Annotated in this window: 14 protein-coding genes; 9 read left to right on the forward strand and 5 right to left on the reverse strand. The window is 69.1% G+C overall.

The window, feature by feature from the left end:
• Window positions 1-15: 15 nt before the first annotated feature.
• The 8 genes from BM060_RS04430 (at window position 16) to BM060_RS04465 (ending at window position 12,187) form a co-directional block, all read left to right on the forward strand.
• Entirely contained in the window at window positions 16-462 is a 447-nt protein-coding gene (locus tag BM060_RS04430; protein ID WP_009617754.1) for a bactofilin family protein, read from the forward strand.
• Window positions 463-535: 73 nt separating this feature from the next.
• Window positions 536-1,477, forward strand: a complete 942-nt coding sequence (locus BM060_RS04435) for an AEC family transporter (RefSeq protein WP_074977632.1) — start codon at window positions 536-538, stop codon at window positions 1,475-1,477.
• 533 nt (window positions 1,478-2,010) lie between these two features.
• Window positions 2,011-2,817, forward strand: a complete 807-nt coding sequence (locus tag BM060_RS04440; protein ID WP_074977635.1) for a YfaP family protein — start codon at window positions 2,011-2,013, stop codon at window positions 2,815-2,817.
• A 40-nt stretch (window positions 2,818-2,857) separates the two neighbouring features.
• Window positions 2,858-4,585, forward strand: a complete 1,728-nt coding sequence (locus BM060_RS04445; protein ID WP_074977645.1) for a DUF2138 domain-containing protein — start codon at window positions 2,858-2,860, stop codon at window positions 4,583-4,585.
• Window positions 4,555-5,205, forward strand: a complete 651-nt coding sequence (locus BM060_RS04450; RefSeq protein ID WP_043272337.1) for a DUF1175 domain-containing protein — start codon at window positions 4,555-4,557, stop codon at window positions 5,203-5,205. The genes BM060_RS04445 and BM060_RS04450 overlap by 31 nt, the downstream gene beginning before the upstream one ends.
• Complete coding sequence (locus BM060_RS04455) at window positions 5,202-9,746, forward strand: alpha-2-macroglobulin family protein (protein ID WP_074977647.1); 4,545 nt, start codon at window positions 5,202-5,204, stop codon at window positions 9,744-9,746. Before BM060_RS04450 ends, BM060_RS04455 begins: the two co-directional genes overlap by 4 nt.
• Window positions 9,747-11,384: a DUF2300 domain-containing protein gene (locus tag BM060_RS04460; RefSeq protein WP_074977650.1), complete on the forward strand. Its 1,638-nt coding sequence runs from the start codon at window positions 9,747-9,749 to the stop codon at window positions 11,382-11,384. It begins immediately after the preceding gene.
• A 5-nt stretch (window positions 11,385-11,389) separates the two neighbouring features.
• Window positions 11,390-12,187, forward strand: a complete 798-nt coding sequence (locus BM060_RS04465; protein ID WP_074977652.1) for a YfaP family protein — start codon at window positions 11,390-11,392, stop codon at window positions 12,185-12,187.
• A gap of 442 nt (window positions 12,188-12,629) precedes the next feature.
• On the opposite strand, the gene BM060_RS04470 is transcribed toward BM060_RS04465, so the two are convergent.
• The 5 genes from BM060_RS04470 to gatC are packed head-to-tail and all read right to left on the reverse strand — an operon-like array spanning window position 12,630 to window position 16,686.
• Window positions 12,630-13,016 (reverse strand): carboxymuconolactone decarboxylase family protein, encoded by a 387-nt coding sequence (locus BM060_RS04470; protein ID WP_074977654.1) that lies wholly within the window; start codon window positions 13,014-13,016, stop codon window positions 12,630-12,632.
• An 11-nt stretch (window positions 13,017-13,027) separates the two neighbouring features.
• Complete coding sequence (locus BM060_RS04475) at window positions 13,028-13,414, reverse strand: septal ring lytic transglycosylase RlpA family protein (protein ID WP_074977658.1); 387 nt, start codon at window positions 13,412-13,414, stop codon at window positions 13,028-13,030.
• A gap of 53 nt (window positions 13,415-13,467) precedes the next feature.
• A complete protein-coding gene (gene gatB / locus BM060_RS04480; protein ID WP_074977661.1) occupies window positions 13,468-14,913 on the reverse strand; it encodes an Asp-tRNA(Asn)/Glu-tRNA(Gln) amidotransferase subunit GatB in 1,446 nt (481 codons plus the stop codon).
• 11 nt (window positions 14,914-14,924) lie between these two features.
• The gene (gatA, locus tag BM060_RS04485) at window positions 14,925-16,379 is read right to left on the reverse strand and encodes an Asp-tRNA(Asn)/Glu-tRNA(Gln) amidotransferase subunit GatA (protein WP_135499971.1); all 1,455 of its coding nucleotides are present in this window, start codon (window positions 16,377-16,379) and stop codon (window positions 14,925-14,927) included.
• Between the two features lie 19 nt (window positions 16,380-16,398).
• Entirely contained in the window at window positions 16,399-16,686 is a 288-nt protein-coding gene (gene gatC, locus BM060_RS04490) for an Asp-tRNA(Asn)/Glu-tRNA(Gln) amidotransferase subunit GatC (RefSeq protein WP_074977663.1), read from the reverse strand.
• A 241-nt stretch (window positions 16,687-16,927) separates the two neighbouring features.
• On the opposite strand from gatC, the gene mreB reads away from it, so the two are divergent.
• Window positions 16,928-17,965 (forward strand): rod shape-determining protein MreB, encoded by a 1,038-nt coding sequence (gene mreB / locus BM060_RS04495; protein ID WP_009617768.1) that lies wholly within the window; start codon window positions 16,928-16,930, stop codon window positions 17,963-17,965.
• Window positions 17,966-18,001 lie beyond the last annotated feature (36 nt).

Here is an 18,001-nt window from a genome sequence, read left to right on the forward strand (position 1 = left end):
CGCAGGAGGACGAACATGTTCAGCAGCAACAAGAAGAAAGGGCCGCAGGTGGCGGTGGACAGGTTTTCCAGCCTGCTGTCGGGCAACCTGGCGCTGGTGGGCGACCTGGAGTTCGAGGAGGGCCTGAAGGTCCAGGGCCGCATCCAGGGCAACGTGCGCCACAAGCCGGGCACCCAGAGCCTGCTGGCCCTGGGCGCGGAAGGGCGGATCGAGGGCTGCGTCAGCAGCTACGACGCGCTGATCGACGGCACCATCGTCGGCGACCTGTACGTCGAACACCTGCTGGAACTGCATTCCAACGCCCGCGTAATCGGCAATATCCACTACCGCCAGCTGAGCATGGAGAACGGCGCCAGCGTCGACGGCAAGCTCACCCGCCTGGACGAACAGCGTCCGCTGGAACTGCCGGCGCCCGAGAGCCACCGGGCGCGTGCCGGGGCCGAGGAAGCGGAGCCCGCCTGAGGCAAATCGTTAGCACGCGAAGCACCGCCCCTTGCTATGATCGCCGCAGTTCTTCCGCCGGCGTTTCCCCTCCATGCTCGCACTGCTGTTCCAGACCCTCGGCATCACCGCGCCGGTGTTCTCCATGCTGTTCATCGGCGTGCTGCTGCGCCGCGTCGGCTGGATCGACCAGGGCTTCATCCAGACCGCCTCGGCCCTGGTGTTCAACGCCACCATGCCGGTGATGCTGTTCCTCGGCATCTACCATTCCGACCTGCACCGCGCGGCCAGTCCGGCGGTGCTGACGTTCTTCTGCCTGGCCACCCTCGGCGGCTTTCTGCTCGCCTGGACCTGGGCGCACTGGCGGGTGCCGCGGCAAGAACGCGGCGTCTACGTGCAGGGCGCCTTCCGCGGCAACAACGGCATCGTCGGCCTGGCCCTGGCCACCAGCCTCTACGGCGAGCACGGCCTGGCCCTGGGCTCGGTGCTCGCGGCCCTGGTGATCCTCTGCTACAACACGCTGGCCACCGTGGTCCTGGCGATCTACAGCCCGGCGCTCAAGTCCGACCCGCTGAGCATCGCCCGCCAGGTGCTGGTCAACCCGCTGATCATCGGCGTGCTGGCGGCCTTTCCGTTCGCCTGGTGGGGCATCCAGCTGCCGGCCTGGGTGCTCACCTCCGGCGACTACTTCGCGCAGATGACCCTGCCCCTGGCGCTGGTCTGCATCGGCGGCACCCTGTCGCTGCCGGCCCTGCGCAGCAGCGGCAGCCTGGCCCTGAGCGCCAGCCTGATGAAAATGGTCTGGCTGCCGGCGCTGTGCACCGCGGCCGCCTGGCTCTGCGGCTTCCGCGGCGCCGAACTGGGTGTGTTGTTCCTCTACTTCGCCAGCCCCACCGCCGCCGCCAGCTACGTGATGGCGCGCGCCGCCCAGGGCAACGCCGAACTGGCGGCCTCGATCATCGTCATCACCACCCTGGCCGCGGCGCTGACCACCAACCTCGGGCTGTTCATCCTGCAGTGGGGTGGGTGGATCTGAGGTGCTCAACCCCGAATCGCGGCGTCAGCCGGCAAGTTCGTAGGGCGTATAACCGTTCGCGGTTATACGCCGTCACACCGAGCTTATGCCCGGTGTCGCAGTCGAACTCGTAGTGCCCGGAAAGAGGCGCTCCGTGACCGAGCTCGAAGCGCGCCTGGGATCGAGGTTAAACGGCGTATAACGCCGTAGGCGTTATACGCCCTACGCCCAGCCCTCCCTCGGCGTAGGGCGTATAACCGTTCGCGGTTATACGCCGTTACACCGAGCTTATGCCCGGTGTCGCAGTCGAACTCGGAGTGCCCGGAAACAGGCGCTCCGTGACCGAGTTCGAAGCGCGACTGGGATCGAGGTCAAACGGCGTATAACGCCGTAGGCGTTATACGCCCTACGCCCTGGACAGCCTCCCGCTGGGGCGCGGTCTAGGCAGAATCTGAATTCGCAGACAGCATCACTTACTCTGCCCGAAGGCCATTTCAAGCCGTTTTACAGGCGGTTACACTTACCCCCTTCCAACGCGCGACAAAGGATTGCTCATGCGTTTCCAGGATTCCGCCCGCAGCCTCGCGCTGCTGCTCGGCCTGCTGTGGCTGGCGTCGTCGTATGCCGGGCCCGGCGCCGAACTGTCCAGCCCGGCCGCCGGCTGGCGCTACTCGGGGTTGCTCGACGACCTCGACAGCCCGCGCGTGGCCTATCCGACCCCGCCCATCGACCGTGGCGGCCAGCGCGGCCGCAGCCTGATCGAGGGCGACCTGAAGAACCTCGCCGGCACCGACCGCGCCCAGCGCCTGGTGGTCAACGGCAACCCGCTGCCTCTATACACCGATGCCCAGGGCCATTTCGTCCGCCCCTATGCCTTCGGCGCGGGCTCCAACAGCGTCGAGGTGGCCAGCGCCGACGGCCAGTCGCTCAAGCGCGTGCAGTTCTACGAGGCCAACGCCGGGCGCGTGCCGCCGCGGGTGCGCGTGGCCCTGGGCTGGGACGACCCCAAGGCCGAGCTGGACCTGCACATAGTCACCCCCGACGGCCAGCACGCCTTCTGGGCGCGCCCGCGGCTGGGCAACGGCGGCGGCCTCGACCCGGACGGCGTCGACGGCCCCGGCCCGGAAATGTTCACCATGGCCGCGCCGCTGCACGGCACCTACCTGGTCTACGTCAACTACTGGGGCAATTTCGGCGCGCAGGGCTATAACTTCCAGGCCGGCGCCAACCAGCAGGACGTGATCACCGCCCAGGTCAACCTGGTGTTCAACGAAAACAGCGTCGACGAGAAGCGCGAGACCTTCGTGGTGCCGCTGCGCACCATCGGCGACCTGGTCCTGGTCAAGACCTTCACCTACTGAAAGCTGTCCCCTGCCAGGGATGAAACGGGATCGAGCAAGCATGAGCGACAACACTTCCCCCAGCCCCACTCCTTCCGCCGACGCTGCGCCGGTGAAGCGCTGGCCGCTGATCTTCGGCGGCCTGGTGCTGGCCCTGCTGGTCTTCGGCGGCCTGCTGGCGCGCTACGTCTGGCTGGCGCCGCCGAGCGGCCCGCTGGCCGGGCTGGAGGCGCCGCCGGCCAATGCCCCGGGCCGCGACATCAGGCACCCGGACGCGCTCATCGAAAGCGCCTCGCTCGCCCGCCTGCCCAAGGAACTGCTGGAGGTGCCGCTGCTGCGCGACACCCTCACCGAGGACTTCGTCTTCTACTACGAGAACGACGGTGACCGCCTCGGCCTGGCCGGCAGCCTGCGGCGCATCGTCTACGAGCACGACCTGACGCTGAAGGACAGCCTGGTCGAGGAACTGCTCGACCAGCCGGCCCAGGTCGCCCTGTGGCGTGGCGCCGATGGCCGCCTACGCGACTTCCTGGTGGTGATGAAGCGCGGCGGCCTGGCCAGGCTGCTGGAGCCGCTGGCGCACATCGCCGCCGACGACAGCCAGCTGCGCAAGGTCGGCGAGCTGAAGGGCGGCACTGGCGTCTACCGCCTGCGCTACAACGCCCAGAAGAGCCTGCTGTTCGCCTCCAGCGGCGACTACCTGGTGCTGCTGTCCAACCCGAAGATGCTGTTCCCCGACGCCAGCGACGACGAGCCCGGCGCGGCCGATGCCCAGGTCGGCGCCGACCTGGCCGCCCTGCTCGGCGGTGACGACGCCTTCCCGCGCGCCTTCGGCCTCGGCCCGCGCGGCGAGCTGAGCCAGCGCATCAGCCTCGGCGCCGGCGCCCTGGCCATGGGCTACCAGCGCTTCATCCCGGCCTTCGCCGGGGTGCGCTTCGACAAGGATGCCAAGGGCTGGAGCAGCTACCTGGCGCTGAACGCGGTGGAGCGCCAGCCGGACCTCGACTTCAGCCCCGTGTGGCAGGCCATGCCCATGGGCGCCAGCGCCTGCGTGGCCCTGCCGCTCACCCCGGGCCTGTACGACAGCCTGCTGGTGCGCCTGGGCGCCGAGCAGAAGATGGCCGCGGCCTTCTCCGAACACCTCTCCGGCGCCGCCGGCCTGTGCTGGTACGCCGACTCGCGCCTGTACACGCCGCTGCTGGTGGCCACGCTCAGCGCGCCGCCCGGCCCGGAACTGGACGCCGACCTGGGCAGGCTGTTCGACAGCCTGGTGGGCGCCTACGAGGCCAACGCCGAAGGCGGCAACTTCCCGGTGGACGAGCAGAACCAGGGCGAGACCCACAAGTGGCTGCGCCAGGTCAGCTCCAATTTCGGCCAGTACGCCGCCGCCGATGCGGCCGACCCGGACGCGCTCAGCGGCCGCGGCTTCTTCCGCGTCGGCCTGGCGCGGCAGGGCAGCACCCTGTTGTTCTCCCTCGACGACCAGTTGCTGGACAAGGCCCTGGGCACCCTCGACAAGCGCTTCCCGCCGCTGGCCGACGTGCTGCCCAAGGATGCCCTGGTGCCGGCCTACCTGGCGCCGCAGTCGCTTTCCACGCTGCTCCAGCGCGAAACCCTGGACAGCCTGCCGCAGGACATGGAGCCGGTGTTCCGCAACGCCGCCGACAGCCTGTTGCTGCCGCGCCTGAAGGCCCTGGCCGGGCACGGCGGCTACGCCCTCGGCCTGCCCGCCGGCAGCCGCGCCGAACAACCCTGGCAATGGCTGCCGCTGCAGTGGCGCGCGCTGTGACGGCACGCGCCCTGCTGCTGGCGTTCGGCCTGTGGGCCGCCCAGGCCGGCGCGGCGTCGCTCGATCCGGAGCAGTCCCAGGTATTCCGCGCCTGGTTCGTGCGCATCGCCGAGGAACAACTGCGCCAGGGCCCCAGCCCGCGCTGGCACCAGCAGGACTGCGCGGGCCTGGTGCGCTTCGCCGCCAACGAGGCGCTCAAGCCCCACGACGCCAAGTGGCTGCGCGCCAACGGCCTGTCCAACCGCTACCTGCCGCCGGAGCTGGCGCTGAGCGACGAGCAGCGCGCCCTGGCGCAGAACTGGCGGCAGGGCGGCGGCCAGGTCGGCCCCTACGTCAACGCCATCAAGCTGATCCAGTACAACAGCACCCTCGTCGGCCGCGACCTCAACCAGGCGCGGCCGGGCGACCTGATCTTCTTCGACCAGGGCGACGACCAGCACCTGATGATCTGGATGGGCCGCAACATCGCCTACCACACAGGTACCAGCACGCCGACCGACAACGGCATGCGCTCGGTCAGCCTGCAACAACTCATGACATGGAAGGACACCCGATGGATACCCGACCCTGCCAACCCCAACTTCGTCGGCGTGTACCGCTTGTCGTTCCTCGCCCGATGAAGCTGCTCGCGCTGTGCGCCGGCCTGGCCCTGGGCGGCCTGCTGGCGGGCGCGCCGGCGCAGGCCCGGGCCGACGACGAGGTGCCGGCGAGCAACTACGCGCCGATCAGCGGCGAGTCGTTCTTCCTGCTCGCCGACAGCAGCTTCGCCCCCGACGAAGAGGCCCGCGTGCGCCTGGAAGCGCCGGGCCGCGACTACCGCCGCTACCGCATGGAGGCCTACGGCGGGGTGGACATGCGCGTCTACCGCATCGACAAGCCGCTGGACTTCCTCAAGCGCCAGAAGAACCTGCACCGGGTGCTGGCCGAGGGGCAGTTCAAGGGCGAGGGGCTGTCCAACACCCTGGCCTACCTGTGGGACAACTGGTACCGCAAGTCGCGGCGGGTGATGCAGCGCGCCTTCTCCTACGAGTCGCGCAAGCAGGTCACCGAGGTGGTGCCGGAGCTGAAGATGGGCCAGGCCATGGCCGCGCCCACGCCCTACGATGCCCAGCCGCAGTACGCGCCGATTCCCGGCCTGCCGCTGGTCGAGCAGTTCCGCTATCCGCTGTGGGATGCCAAGCCCATCGAACCGCCGGCCGACGTCAAGCTGGCCGGCTCCTCCAGCGAGTTCATCAACGTCTCGCCGGGCAACGTCTACGTGCCGCTGGGCAAGCTCAAGCCGGGGCTGTACCTGGTCGAGGCGCTGGTGGGCAAGTACCGCGCCACCACCGTGGTGTTCGTCTCCAGCAGCGTGGCGGTGAGCAAGATCGCCGGCAACGAACTGCTGGTGTGGTCGGCGCGCAAGCATGAAGGCACCCCGGTGCCGGATACCCAGGTGCTCTGGACCGACGGCCTGGGCGTGATGAGCAGCGGCCGCACCGATGCCGAGGGCCTGCTGCGCCTGCAGCACGCCAGCCCCGAGCGCTCCTTCGTGATCGGCGAGGACAAGGAAGGCGGCGTCTTCGTCTCGGAAAACTTCTACTACGACAGCGAAATCTACGACACCAAGCTCTACGCCTTCACCGACCGCCCGCTGTACCGCCCCGGCGACTGGGTGGCGCTGAAGATCTACGGCCGCGAATTCAAGAACGCCCGCGACTCCGCCGCGCCCCAGGCCGCGCCGGTGAAGCTGAGCGTGATCGACGCCGCCGGCACCACCCTGCAGACCCTCGACCTGCAACTGGACCCCAAGGCCGGCGCCAACGGCCGCTTCCAACTGCCGGACAACGCCGTCGCCGGCGGCTACGAGCTGCGCTTCGACTACCGCGGGCAGACCTACAGCAGCGCCTTCCGCGTGGCCGAGTACATCAAGCCGCACTTCGAGATATCCCTCGACCTGGCCAAGCCCGACTTCAAGACCGGCGAAGCGGTGAAGGGCAACCTGATCCTGCTCTACCCGGACGGCAAGCCGGTGGCCAACGCCAAGCTGCAACTGAGCCTGCGCGCCCAGCAGCTGTCCATGGTCGACAACGAGCTGCAGTACCTCGGCCAGTTCCCGGTGGAGCTGAGCAGCACCGAGCTTGCCACCGACGCCCAGGGCCGCGCGGCCCTCGAACTGCCGGCGGCGGACAAGCCCAGCCGCTACCTGCTGACGGTGTTCGCCAGCGACGGCGCGGCCTACCGGGTGAAGACCAGCAAGGAAATCCTCATCGAGCGCGGCGCCGCGCGCTACCGCCTGGCCGCGCCGCAGCGCTTCAGCGCGGTGGGCGACAAGGTCGAGTTCAGCTACGCGGCGGAACAGCCCACCGAACTCAAGCCCAAGAGCTATCGCTGGGTGCGCCTGGAGGACCGCTCCACGGGTGACGGCGAGGCCGGCGACGGCAAGTTCGTCATCACCTTCGACAAGCCCGGCACCTACAGCATCGAGCTGCGCGACGCCCAGGGCCAGCTGCTCGGCGGCACCGGCCACGCGGTGAGCGGGGAGGGCGTCAAGGCGGTGCCCGGCACCGTGGAAATCGTCCTCGACAAGGCCGAGTACCAGGCCGGCGACGAAGCCCTGGCGCTGATCACCTTCCCCGAGCCGGTGGACGACGCCCTGCTGTCCCTGGAGCGCGACAAGGTCGAGGCCACCGCGCTGCTGTCCAAGGGCGGCGACTGGCTCAAGCTGGAGAAGCTCAACCCCACCCAGTACCGCGCGCGCATCCCGGTGAAGCCGGACTTCTCGCCGAACCTGACCTTCTCCGTGCTCTACACCCGCGGCGGCGACTACAGCTTCCAGAACGCCGGCATCAAGGTGACGGTGCCGCAGGTGGAAATCGCCATCGCCACCGACAAGGAACGCTACGAGCCGGGCGACACCGTGACCGTCGACCTCTCCACCACCTACGCCGGCAAGCCGGTGTCCAGCCAGGTGGCGGTGGGCGTGGTGGACGAGATGATCTACGCCCTGCAGCCGGAGATCGCCCCGGGCATCGACCAGTTCTTCTACCACCCGCGGCGCAACAACGTGCGCACCAGCGCCAGCCTGTCGTTCATCAGCTACGACGTGGCCCTGCCGGGCAGCGCCAGCGCGCCGGGGCGCAGCAACCGCAGCGAGCGCGGAGTGAAGGTGCTGGAGCGGCCGCGCCGCGAGGATGTGGACACCGCCGCCTGGGAACCGAAACTGGTCACCGATGCCGAGGGCAAGGCGCGCTTCAGCTTCCGCATGCCCGATTCGCTGACGCGCTGGCGCATCACCGCGCGGGCCATGGACGGCGACGGCCAGGTCGGCCAGAAGAAACAGTTCATCCGCTCGGAAAAACCGCTGTACCTGAAATGGAGCGGCCCGAAGCGCTTCCGCGCTGGCGACAAGCCGGACCTCGGCCTGTTCGTCTTCAACCAGGGCGAGCAGGCCAAGGCCGAGCTGCTGGTGCGCTATGCCGGCCAGGAGCAGACCCAGGCGCTGGAACTGGCCAAGGGCGTGAACTACGTGCGCCTGCCAGCCCAGGCCCTGAGCGACGGCGAGTGGAGCGCCGAGCTGCGCCAGGACGGCCAGACGCGCGACAGTCTGGCCGTGCGCTTCGCCCTGGCCGCCGACGGCTGGCAGGTGCTGCAAGCGCGCAGCCTGCAACTGGCCGGGCAGAACAGCCCGCTGCAACTGCCGGCGGACGCCCGCGACATCCGCCTGCGCCTGGACGACAGCGCCGCCGCGCTGTTCCGCGGCAGCCTCGACGACCTGCTGGCCTACCCCTACGGCTGCGTCGAGCAGACCGCCAGCCGCCTGCTGCCGCTGAGCGTGGCCTACCCGCTGCTGGCCGAGGGCGAGCCGCGGGTACGCGACCGCCTGCGCCTGATCATGCAGAACAGCCGCCTGCGCCTGGTGCAGATGGCCGGGCCGAACGCCTACTTCACCTGGTGGGGCGACAACACCGACAGCGACGCCTTCCTCACCGCCTACGCCTACTACGCCGACTGGCACGCCAGCCGCGCGCTGCAGATCAGCCTGCCGCCGGAGCACTGGCAGCGCGTGCTCGACCTCTACGCCAAGCTGGCCGAGCAGACGCCGCTGCTGCAACGCGCGCTGATCCTCGGCTTCGCCCGCGACATGCAACTGCCGGTGCAGACCCTGGTCGGCGGCCTGCTCGACGACCTGGCCAAGGCCGGGGAGGGCGAGGACGCGAAACTGCCGGCCGACGCCGAAGTCAGCCTGGTGATGGCCGAGCCGGACTCCAGCCTCGGCCTGGCCGTGGCGCGGGTGCTGGCCGCGAACCTTGCGCAGCAGGCCAAGGTGCCGCTGCCGGCGGCCTTCGCCAAGCAGTTGGATGCCGCTCGCTTCAAGGTCAACAACAGCGACCAGCCGTTCGCCCAGGCGGTGCAGCTGTCGCTGGCGGCGCCCGACGTCAACCGTGCCCGCGCCCTACTGGCGCGCCTGGGGCCGCAGCAGTCGACCCTGGAACGCGCCCTGGCGCTGACCTGGCTGCAGCGCGCCCTGGCCCAGGCGCCGGCGGCCGAACCGCTCAAGCCGGGCAAGGACTGGGCCGAGCAGCAGGGCCCCAGCGGCGAGCGCTACTGGCAGTGGCAAGGCCAGGGCGTACCCGCCGAGCTGACCCTGCAGACGCCGCCGTCGCGCCCGCTCAATGCTTCGCTCAGCTTCCGCAGTGCCGAGGCCCCGGCCAGTCAGTTGCCGGTGAGCATCAGCCGCCGCCTGCTGCGCCTGGTGCCGGGGGACAAGGCCTTCGAGTTCAAGGTCGAGGAACTGGGCGACAAGCCGCTGTCCAGCGACGAGCTGTACCTGGATGAAGTGACGGTCAAGACCGAGCAGCCCACCGCGCTGCGCTACGGCATGCTGGAAGTGCCGCTGCCGCCGGGCGCCGACGTCGAGCGCACCACCTGGGGCATCCAGGTCAGCGGCCTGGGCGGCACCGAGGCGACCAGCCTGGAACGCGCACGCAACGAGCCGGGCGACCTGCACTACGGCATCCCGGTGGACAGCCTGGCCGGCGAGCTGCGCTTCCGCCACCTGGTGCGCTTCTCGCAGAAGGGCGAGTTCGCCCTGCCGCCGGCGCGCTATGTACGCATGTACGCGCCGGCGGAACAGGCCCTGGAGCAGAGCCCGGCGCTGGCCAAGGTGAAGGTGCAGTAAATGGGACGGCGCCTGGCCTGGCTGCTGCTTCTGCTGCCGCTGTGCGCAGCGGCGCAGGCGCCCGTCGAGCTGGCCTGGCGCAGCCCCCAGGGCGACCTGCTGCTGCGCCTGGACCAGCAGCAGGTGCTCGCCCGCGGGCCCCTGCCGGCGGACCTGCGCACGCCGCTGGGCAGCCTGTGGAAACTCTTCGTCTTCGCCTGGCTGGTGGACAACGACCGGCACGAGCCGGAGTACGCCTGCAAGGGCCAGTCCCGCGAGGAGGTCTACTGCTGCTCGGCCGGGCAGAGCATCGGCCGCGACCAGGCGCTGGTGAAGTCCTGCGGCCTCTACTACCAGCCGGCGCGCCTCGGCCTGGACGCTGCGACCTGGCGCCGCTACTGGCAGGAACGCCAGGCGCCGGCCTGGCTGCTCGACCTCGAACGCTTGCAGCCGCAGACCGAAGTGCCGGTGGCCGAACTGCTCGACATGCTGACGCGCCTGCCGGCCCAGCCCGAGGCGCGCCGCGTGCTGCTCGACGTGGTGGTCAACGCCGACGACGGCCGCGCCCTGGCCAGCCTGGGCGGACGCCTGCGGGTGAAGACCTGGAGCTGGCTCGACCCCAACGATTCGCAGGCCCGCCGCGGCGGCTTCGCCGGCTGGCTGGCGGACGGCTCGGCAGTCTGGGCCTCCGGGCCCGGCACCAGCAAGACGGTGCTGGCGCACTACGCCGAAGCCCTCGGTGCCGCGCTGCCGGCGCCCTGGCCGCGCGAGCCGGGGCGCTGCGTGGCGGTGACGCTGTTCGAGCGCTACCCGCTGCGCGAGGTCTTCGACGTCCAGGGCCGCCCGGCGGCGGCCGGCGGTCTCAGCGGCAGCTACCGGGTGAGCTTCGCGAACGGCAACGACCTGGATATCCACAGCGACGGCGAACTCTTCCTGCAGCGCGACGGCAAGCCGCAACTGGTGGCGCGCCTGGACCGCGAGGAATACGTCGCCCGGGTGCTGCAGCGCGAAGCCGCGGCGACCCCGGTCGAGGCCGCCCGCGCCCTGGCCGTGGCCATCCGCAGCTACCTGCTGCAGAACGCCGGGCAGCGCGGCGAGTGCCTGAGCATTGCCGACAGCAGCCAGCGCCAGCGCGTCGCGCCGCGCCCGGCCACGGCGCAGATGCGTGCCGTGGCGGCCTTCACCGACGGCCTGGTGCTGGCCGGTAGCCCGGTCACCTACCATGCCGACCAGGCTGGGCCAGCGAAGCTCTCCTGGCAGGACGCCAAGGCCCAGGCGGCCAACGGCCTGCGCTTCGACGCCATCCTCGCCCGCGCTTTTCCACAAGCCAGCTTGAGCGCCTGGAACAACCCGGTGGCCGCCTGCCAGCCGCTGCCGGCGGCCGAGGACTGGCTGCGCAAGCAGCGCCGCGCGTGGCGCACGAAGCTGGACGGCGAGCCAGGCTACGAGGAACTGCAGAGCTTCGCCGTGTGCCAGCTGTCCTCCGGGCGCCCCTACGTCGACCGCGAGCGCCAGCGCATCTACGTGCGCGGCCTGTACTCGCTGCAGGACCGCCTCGACCTCACCCACGAATACCTGCACCTGGCCTTCCAGGCGCACCCCAACGGCCAGGACGAGGGCTTCGTCGAAAGCCTCGCCCGCCGCCTGATACTGGAATGACCGCCATGAAGCTGCGTCCCTGCCTGCTCCTCCTCCTCATCACCGGGCTCGCCCAGGCCGCCGAGCCGGGCATCCGCCTGGACGCCCCGCTGGGCGGCTGGCGCCCCGGCAGCGGCGAGGGCGCCAACTTCCGGCAGACGGTGAACTACCCGGCGGCCTCGGTGAACACCCCGGCCGACCAGGCCATGACCGCGCGGATCAAGGGCGAGATCGCCAACGCGGCGAAGGACAAGCCGGCCACCCTGGTGGTCAACGGCGTGTCGATGCCACTGAAGATCGGCGAGGACGGCGGCTTCGACCGCCCTTACGCCTTCCCGGCCGGCAGCAACAGCCTGGAAGTGATCAGCCCGGACGGCCAGCAGCGCAAGCGTGTGCAGTTCTACCACGGCGGTGGCGGCGGCGAGGTGCCGGCCAAGCTGCGGGTGATGCTGTCCTGGGACAGCGACAACACTGACCTCGACCTGCACCTGGTGACCCCCGACGGCGGCCACGTCTGGTACGGCAACCGCAGCCTGCCCAACGGCGCCACCCAGGACGTCGACGTGACCACCGGCTACGGCCCGGAAATCATTGCCACGCCCACGCCGCTGAAGGGGGCGTATCTGGTCTACGTGAACTACTTCGGCGGCGGTTACAGCCAGGACGAGGAGAGCGGCGACGTGGAAGCCGCCCAGCCGCTGACCACGGCCAGGGTGACGATAGTGACGGAAGAGGGCACGCCGAACGAGAAGCAGGAGAGCTTCCTGGTGCCGATGCGCCAGCCGGGGGAGCTGACGTTGGTGAAGCGGTTCAGTTATCCCTGAGAGGCAGAGGCTTTTCGTAGGAGCGAGCTTGCTCGCGAACGGCTCTGCTGCGAGGCGGGTTCGCGAGCAAGCTCGCTCCTACGAAAGCGCCGAAGTTGCCGGCTGACTCCATGCTTTCCCTTTACGCCGAACGGCTCCCTCTCCCTTCAGGGAGAGGGCTGGGGAGAGGGTTACGGACTTCGCCGGCGCTCCGGCGCATAGCCTGAGCTCCGCTCCCTCTCCCTAACCCTCTCCCTGAAGGGAGAGGGGACCGTCCGGAGCGAGCTGGAATCGCGGAGCTCCCGGTTATCCGCCATTGGCCCCGGTCTCCGGCGTTCCGGCTGTCGTAGGAGCGGACCTTGTCCGCGATAGCTGGACGTATCGGCGCGATAAGGATTGCCCCAACACCATGCCCATGTAGGAGCGCGCCCTGCGCGCGATTCGCGGGCAAGGCCCGCGCCCGTCAGGCCTTCTGATCCCCCTGCCACGCCTCGATCACTTCCTGCGCCGCACGGAACGCATCGATCGCCGCCGGCACCCCGGCGTAGACCGCGCAATGCAGCAGCGCCTCGCGAATCTCCTCCACCGTGCAGCCGTTGTTCAGCGCGCCGCGCACGTGGCCTTTCAGCTCCTGCGGGCATTTCAGCGCGGTCAGGGCGGCCAGGGTGATCAGGCTGCGGGTCTTGCGCGGCAGGCCGTCGCGGGACCAGACGCTGCCCCAGGCGTTTTCGTTGACGAAGTCCTGCAGCGGCTGGGTGAACTCGGTGGCGTTGTTCAGGGCGCGGTCGACGAAGGCGTTGCCCATCACTTCGCGGCGAACCTGTTCGCCGGCCTTGCGCTTGTCGGTCATGCTCGGTGCTCCTAATCGATGGCTTCCAGGCGCACCGGCGCGGTGCCGCTGCGCAACATGTTGAGGCGTTCCGCGGCCGCCCGCGACAGGTCGATGATCCGCCCGCGGCCGAAGGGCCCGCGGTCGTTCACCCGCACCACCACGCTGCGGCCGTTGTCGAGGTTGGTGACCTTCAGCCGCGTGCCGAACGGCAGGCTGCGGTGCGCGGCGGTCAGTGCGTGCTGGTCGAAGCGCTCGCCGCTGGCGGTTTTCTTCCCATGGTGCGCGCGGCCGTAATAGGACGCGGTGCCCTCGGCGCGGTAGCCGCGCGCCGAGCCGCTTTCATAGGACGAACTGGCGCAACCGGCCAGCAGGGCCAGGCCGCAGAGCAGGGCAGGCAGGGCGAGGGAGCGCAGCATCGAACCTCCGGACGAAAAAACGCCGGGCAAGCCCGGCGTCAGGAAGAATGGGCTCAGCTTTCGAGCTTTTTCTTCAGCAGTTCGTTCACCTGCCCGGGGTTGGCTTTCCCCTTCGAGGCCTTCATCGCCTGGCCGACGAAGAAGCCGAACATCTTGCCGCGCTTGGCCTCGTCGCTGGCGCGGTACTGTTCGACCTGCTCGGCGTTGGCCGCCAGCACCTCGTCGAGCATCTTGTCGATGGCGCCGGTGTCGGTGACCTGCTTCAGGCCCTTCTTCTCGATGATCTCATCGGCCGAGCCTTCGCCGGCGGCCATGGCCTCGAAGACCATCTTGGCGATCTTGCCGCTGATGGTGTTGTCCTTGATGCGCAGGATCATGCCGCCCAGCTGCTCGGCGGAAACCGGCGACTGCTCGATCTCCAGGCCGTCCTTGTTGAGCAGGCTGGAGAGCTCGCCCATCACCCAGTTGGCCGCCAGCTTGGCGTCGGCGCAGATGCCCTGCACCTGCTCGAAGTAATCGGCCATCTCGCGGCTGGCCGAGAGCACGCTGGCGTCGTAGGCGGACAGGCCGTACTGGCTCTCGAAGCGCTCGCGCTTCTGGTCCGGCAGCTCCGGCAGGCCGGCGCGCAGATCGTCGAGGAAGCTGCGCTCGATCACCACCGGCAGCAGGTCCGGGCAGGGGAAGTAGCGGTAGTCGTTGGCTTCTTCCTTGCTGCGCATGGAGCGCGTCTCGTCCTTGTTCGGGTCGTACAGGCGGGTTTCCTGCACCACCTTGCCGCCGTCCTCGATCAGGTCGATCTGCCGCTGCACTTCGTGGTTGATCGCCTTCTCGATGAAGCGGAAGGAGTTGACGTTCTTGATCTCGGCGCGGGTGCCGAACTCGGCCTGGCCCTTCGGGCGCACCGAGACGTTGCAGTCGCAGCGCAGCGAGCCCTCGGCCATGTTGCCGTCGCAGATGCCCAGGTAGCGCACCAGCGCGTGGATGGCCTTCACATAGGCCACCGCTTCCTTGGCGCTGCGGATGTCCGGCTCGGAGACGATCTCCAGCAGCGGCGTGCCGGCGCGGTTCAGGTCGATGCCGCTCATGCCGTGGAAGTCTTCGTGCAGGCTCTTGCCGGCGTCCTCTTCCAGGTGCGCGCGGGTGATGCCGACGCGCTTGACAGTGCCGTCTTCCAGGGTGATGTCGAGGAAGCCCTTGCCGACGATGGGGTGGTCCATCTGGCTGGTCTGGTAGCCCTTGGGCAGGTCCGGGTAGAAGTAGTTCTTGCGCGCGAAGACGTTGCGCTCGGCGATTTCGGCGTTGATCGCCAGGCCGAACCGGCAGGCCATGCGCACCGCCTCGGCGTTGAGCACCGGCAGGGTGCCGGGCATCGCCAGGTCGATCAGGCTGGCCTGGGTGTTGGGCTCGGCGCCGAAGGTGGTGGCGCTGCCGGAGAAGATCTTCGATTGGGTGGCGAGCTGCGCGTGGATTTCCAGCCCGATCACGGTTTCCCATTGCATGTGCGTCGTCCTCAGAATCCAGCCGGTGCTTGTTTGTGCCAGTCGGTCACCTGTTGGTACTGGTGCGCGACGTTGAGCAGGCGGCCTTCCTGGAAGTACGGGGCGAGCAGCTGCACGCCCACCGGCAGGCCATCGACGAACCCGGCGGGCATGGACAGCCCGGGGATGCCGGCGAGGTTGGCGGTGATGGTGTAGATGTCTTCCAGGTACTGGGCGACCGGGTCGTCGTTCTTGGTGCCGAGCTTCCAGGCCGGGTTCGGCGTGGTCGGGCCGAGGATGACGTCGACGTCGGCGAAGGCGCTGACGAAATCGTTCTTGATCAGCCGGCGAATCTTCTGCGCCTTCAGGTAGTAGGCGTCGTAGTAACCGGCGGAAAGCGCGTAGGTGCCGACCATGATGCGGCGCTTCACCTCGGCGCCGAAGCCTTCGGCGCGGGAGCGCTTGTACAGGTCCTGCAGGTCCTTGGGGTTCTCGCAGCGGTAGCCGTAGCGCACGCCGTCGAAGCGCGACAGGTTGGAGCTGGCCTCTGCAGGCGCGATCACGTAGTAGGCCGGGATGGCGTGCTGCATGTTCGGCAGGGAGATGTCCTTGACCACCGCGCCCAGTTGCTTGAGCTGCTCGACCACGGCCAGCACCGCGTCGGCGATGCGGCTGTCGAGGCCGGCGCCGAAGTATTCCTTCGGCAGGCCGATGCGCAGGCCGGCCAGGGGTTTGCCCAGGGCGGCCAGGTAGTCGTCCAGCGGTTGGTCGACGCAGGTGGAGTCCTTGGGATCGAAGCCGGCCATGGCGCCGAGCATCAGCGCGCAGTCCTCGGCGGTGCGGGCCAGCGGGCCGGCCTGGTCGAGGCTGGAGGCGTAGGCGATCATGCCCCAGCGCGAGACGCGGCCGTAGGTCGGCTTGATCCCGGTGAGGTTGGTCAGCGCCGCCGGCTGGCGGATCGAGCCGCCGGTGTCGGTGCCGGTGGCCGCCGGGATCAGGCGCGCGGCCACGGCCGCGGCCGAGCCGCCGGAGGAGCCGCCGGGCACGCGGCTGGTGTCCCAGGGGTTCTTCACCGCGCCGTAGTGGCTGGATTCGTTGGCCGAGCCCATGGCGAACTCGTCCATGTTCAGCTTGCCCAGGCTCACGGCGCCGGCGGTGGCCAGGCGCTCGACGACGGTGGCGTCGTAGGGCGAGACGAAGTTGTCGAGGATCTTCGAGCCGCAGCTGGTGCGCACGCCCTGGGTGCAGAACAGGTCCTTGTGGGCGATGGGCGCGCCGAGCAGGGCACCACTTTCGCCATTGGCGCGCCGTTGGTCGGCTGCCTTGGCCTGGGCGACGGCCTGTTCGGCGGTGACGCTGATGAAGCTGTTCAGCTGCGGGTCGAGCTGCTCGATGCGGCTCAACAGGGCACGGGTCAGCTCTTCGGCGGAGAACTGCTTGTCGGCGAGGCCGCGGGCGACTTCGGCGAGGGTCAGTTGGTGCAGCATGGGTCCGTGTCCTTCCTTATTACTCGATCACTTTCGGAACCAGGTACAGGCCGTCTTCCACGGCCGGTGCGATGGCCTGGTAGGCCTCGCGCTGGTTGCTTTCGGTCACCACGTCCTGGCGCAGGCGCTGGGTGGCTTCCAGGGGGTGGGCGAGGGGTTCGACGCCGTCGGTGTTCACCGCCTGCATCTGGTCGACCAGGCCGAGGATGTTGTTCAGGGTCGCGGTGGTCGGTTGGACGTCGGTTTCCGCCAGGCCCAGGCGGGCCAGGTGGGCGATTTTTTCCACGTCGGAGCGGTCAAGCGCCATCGGGGGTCTCCAGGCTAGAGCTGCCAGCGTCGATCGGACGCATGGCCGGACGAAACGTAGGCGGGGGAACGGAACCCGCGGCGGGCGGTCCCAGGGACCGCGGGGACAGGCCTCAAAGGCGCTGAAAGTCAAGCAATTTAACACAATGCCGCCTTGCCCAAAATCCCCGTCGTTGTTAGAGTTTGCCGCACTTTTTTACCCGCGCATTTTTCACCCACGCATCGTCCAGGGTTCCCTTTCCATGTTCAAAAAATTGCGTGGCATGTTCTCCAGTGATCTGTCGATCGACCTGGGCACTGCCAATACCCTTATTTATGTGCGCGAACGCGGCATCGTCCTCAATGAGCCTTCGGTAGTGGCCATCCGCAACCATGGCAACCAGAAGAGCGTGGTCGCCGTCGGCACCGAGGCCAAGCGCATGCTCGGCCGCACCCCGGGCAACATCTCGGCCATCCGCCCGATGAAGGACGGCGTCATCGCCGACTTCAGCGTCTGCGAGAAGATGCTGCAGTACTTCATCAACAAGGTGCACGAGAACAGCTTCCTGCAGCCCAGCCCGCGCGTGCTGATCTGCGTGCCGTGCAAGTCCACCCAGGTGGAACGCCGCGCCATCCGCGAGTCGGCCCTCGGCGCCGGCGCCCGCGAGGTGTACCTGATCGAGGAGCCCATGGCCGCGGCCATCGGCGCCGGCCTGCCGGTCGAGGAAGCCCGTGGCTCGATGGTCGTCGACATCGGCGGCGGCACCACCGAGATCGCCCTGATCTCGCTGAACGGCGTGGTCTACGCCGAATCCGTGCGCGTCGGCGGCGACCGCTTCGACGAAGCCATCGTCACCTACGTGCGCCGCAACTACGGCAGCCTGATCGGCGAATCCACCGCCGAGCGCATCAAGCAGGAGATCGGCGCGGCCTTCTCCGGCGGCGAAGTGCGCGAGGTGGACGTCCGTGGCCGCAACCTGGCCGAAGGCGTGCCGCGCAGCTTCACCCTGAACTCCAACGAGGTCCTAGAAGCCCTGCAGGAATCCCTGGCGACCATCGTCCAGGCGGTCAAGAGCGCCCTGGAGCAGTCCCCGCCGGAACTGGCCTCGGACATCGCCGAGCGCGGCCTGGTGCTGACCGGTGGTGGCGCCCTGCTGCGCGACCTGGACAAGCTGCTGGCCCAGGAAACCGGCCTGCCGGTGATCGTCGCCGAAGACCCGCTGACCTGCGTGGCCCGTGGCGGCGGCAAGGCGCTGGACATGATGGACCGTCACTCCATGGACCTGCTCTCCACCGAGTGAGGTGGGAGCCTTGAGGGTGGTTGACGTTTTGTCGCG

The organism is Pseudomonas citronellolis (assembly GCF_900112375.1).
Lineage (GTDB): Bacteria > Pseudomonadota > Gammaproteobacteria > Pseudomonadales > Pseudomonadaceae > Pseudomonas > Pseudomonas citronellolis.

Excerpts from the sequence above, each read along its gene's own strand:
- BM060_RS04430 (WP_009617754.1), top strand. The coding sequence starts at position 16 with ATGTTCAGCAGCAACAAGAAGAAAGGGCCGCAGGTGGCGGTGGACAGG.
- BM060_RS04435 (WP_074977632.1), top strand. The coding sequence starts at position 536 with ATGCTCGCACTGCTGTTCCAGACCCTCGGCATCACCGCGCCGGTGTTC.
- BM060_RS04440 (WP_074977635.1), top strand. The coding sequence starts at position 2,011 with ATGCGTTTCCAGGATTCCGCCCGCAGCCTCGCGCTGCTGCTCGGCCTG.
- BM060_RS04445 (WP_074977645.1), top strand. The coding sequence starts at position 2,858 with ATGAGCGACAACACTTCCCCCAGCCCCACTCCTTCCGCCGACGCTGCG.
- BM060_RS04450 (WP_043272337.1), top strand. The coding sequence starts at position 4,555 with ATGGCTGCCGCTGCAGTGGCGCGCGCTGTGACGGCACGCGCCCTGCTG.
- BM060_RS04455 (WP_074977647.1), top strand. The coding sequence starts at position 5,202 with ATGAAGCTGCTCGCGCTGTGCGCCGGCCTGGCCCTGGGCGGCCTGCTG.
- BM060_RS04460 (WP_074977650.1), top strand. The coding sequence starts at position 9,747 with ATGGGACGGCGCCTGGCCTGGCTGCTGCTTCTGCTGCCGCTGTGCGCA.
- BM060_RS04465 (WP_074977652.1), top strand. The coding sequence starts at position 11,390 with ATGAAGCTGCGTCCCTGCCTGCTCCTCCTCCTCATCACCGGGCTCGCC.
- BM060_RS04470 (WP_074977654.1), bottom strand. The coding sequence starts at position 13,016 with ATGACCGACAAGCGCAAGGCCGGCGAACAGGTTCGCCGCGAAGTGATG.
- BM060_RS04475 (WP_074977658.1), bottom strand. The coding sequence starts at position 13,414 with ATGCTGCGCTCCCTCGCCCTGCCTGCCCTGCTCTGCGGCCTGGCCCTG.
- gatB (WP_074977661.1), bottom strand. The coding sequence starts at position 14,913 with ATGCAATGGGAAACCGTGATCGGGCTGGAAATCCACGCGCAGCTCGCC.
- gatA (WP_135499971.1), bottom strand. The coding sequence starts at position 16,379 with ATGCTGCACCAACTGACCCTCGCCGAAGTCGCCCGCGGCCTCGCCGAC.
- gatC (WP_074977663.1), bottom strand. The coding sequence starts at position 16,686 with ATGGCGCTTGACCGCTCCGACGTGGAAAAAATCGCCCACCTGGCCCGC.
- mreB (WP_009617768.1), top strand. The coding sequence starts at position 16,928 with ATGTTCAAAAAATTGCGTGGCATGTTCTCCAGTGATCTGTCGATCGAC.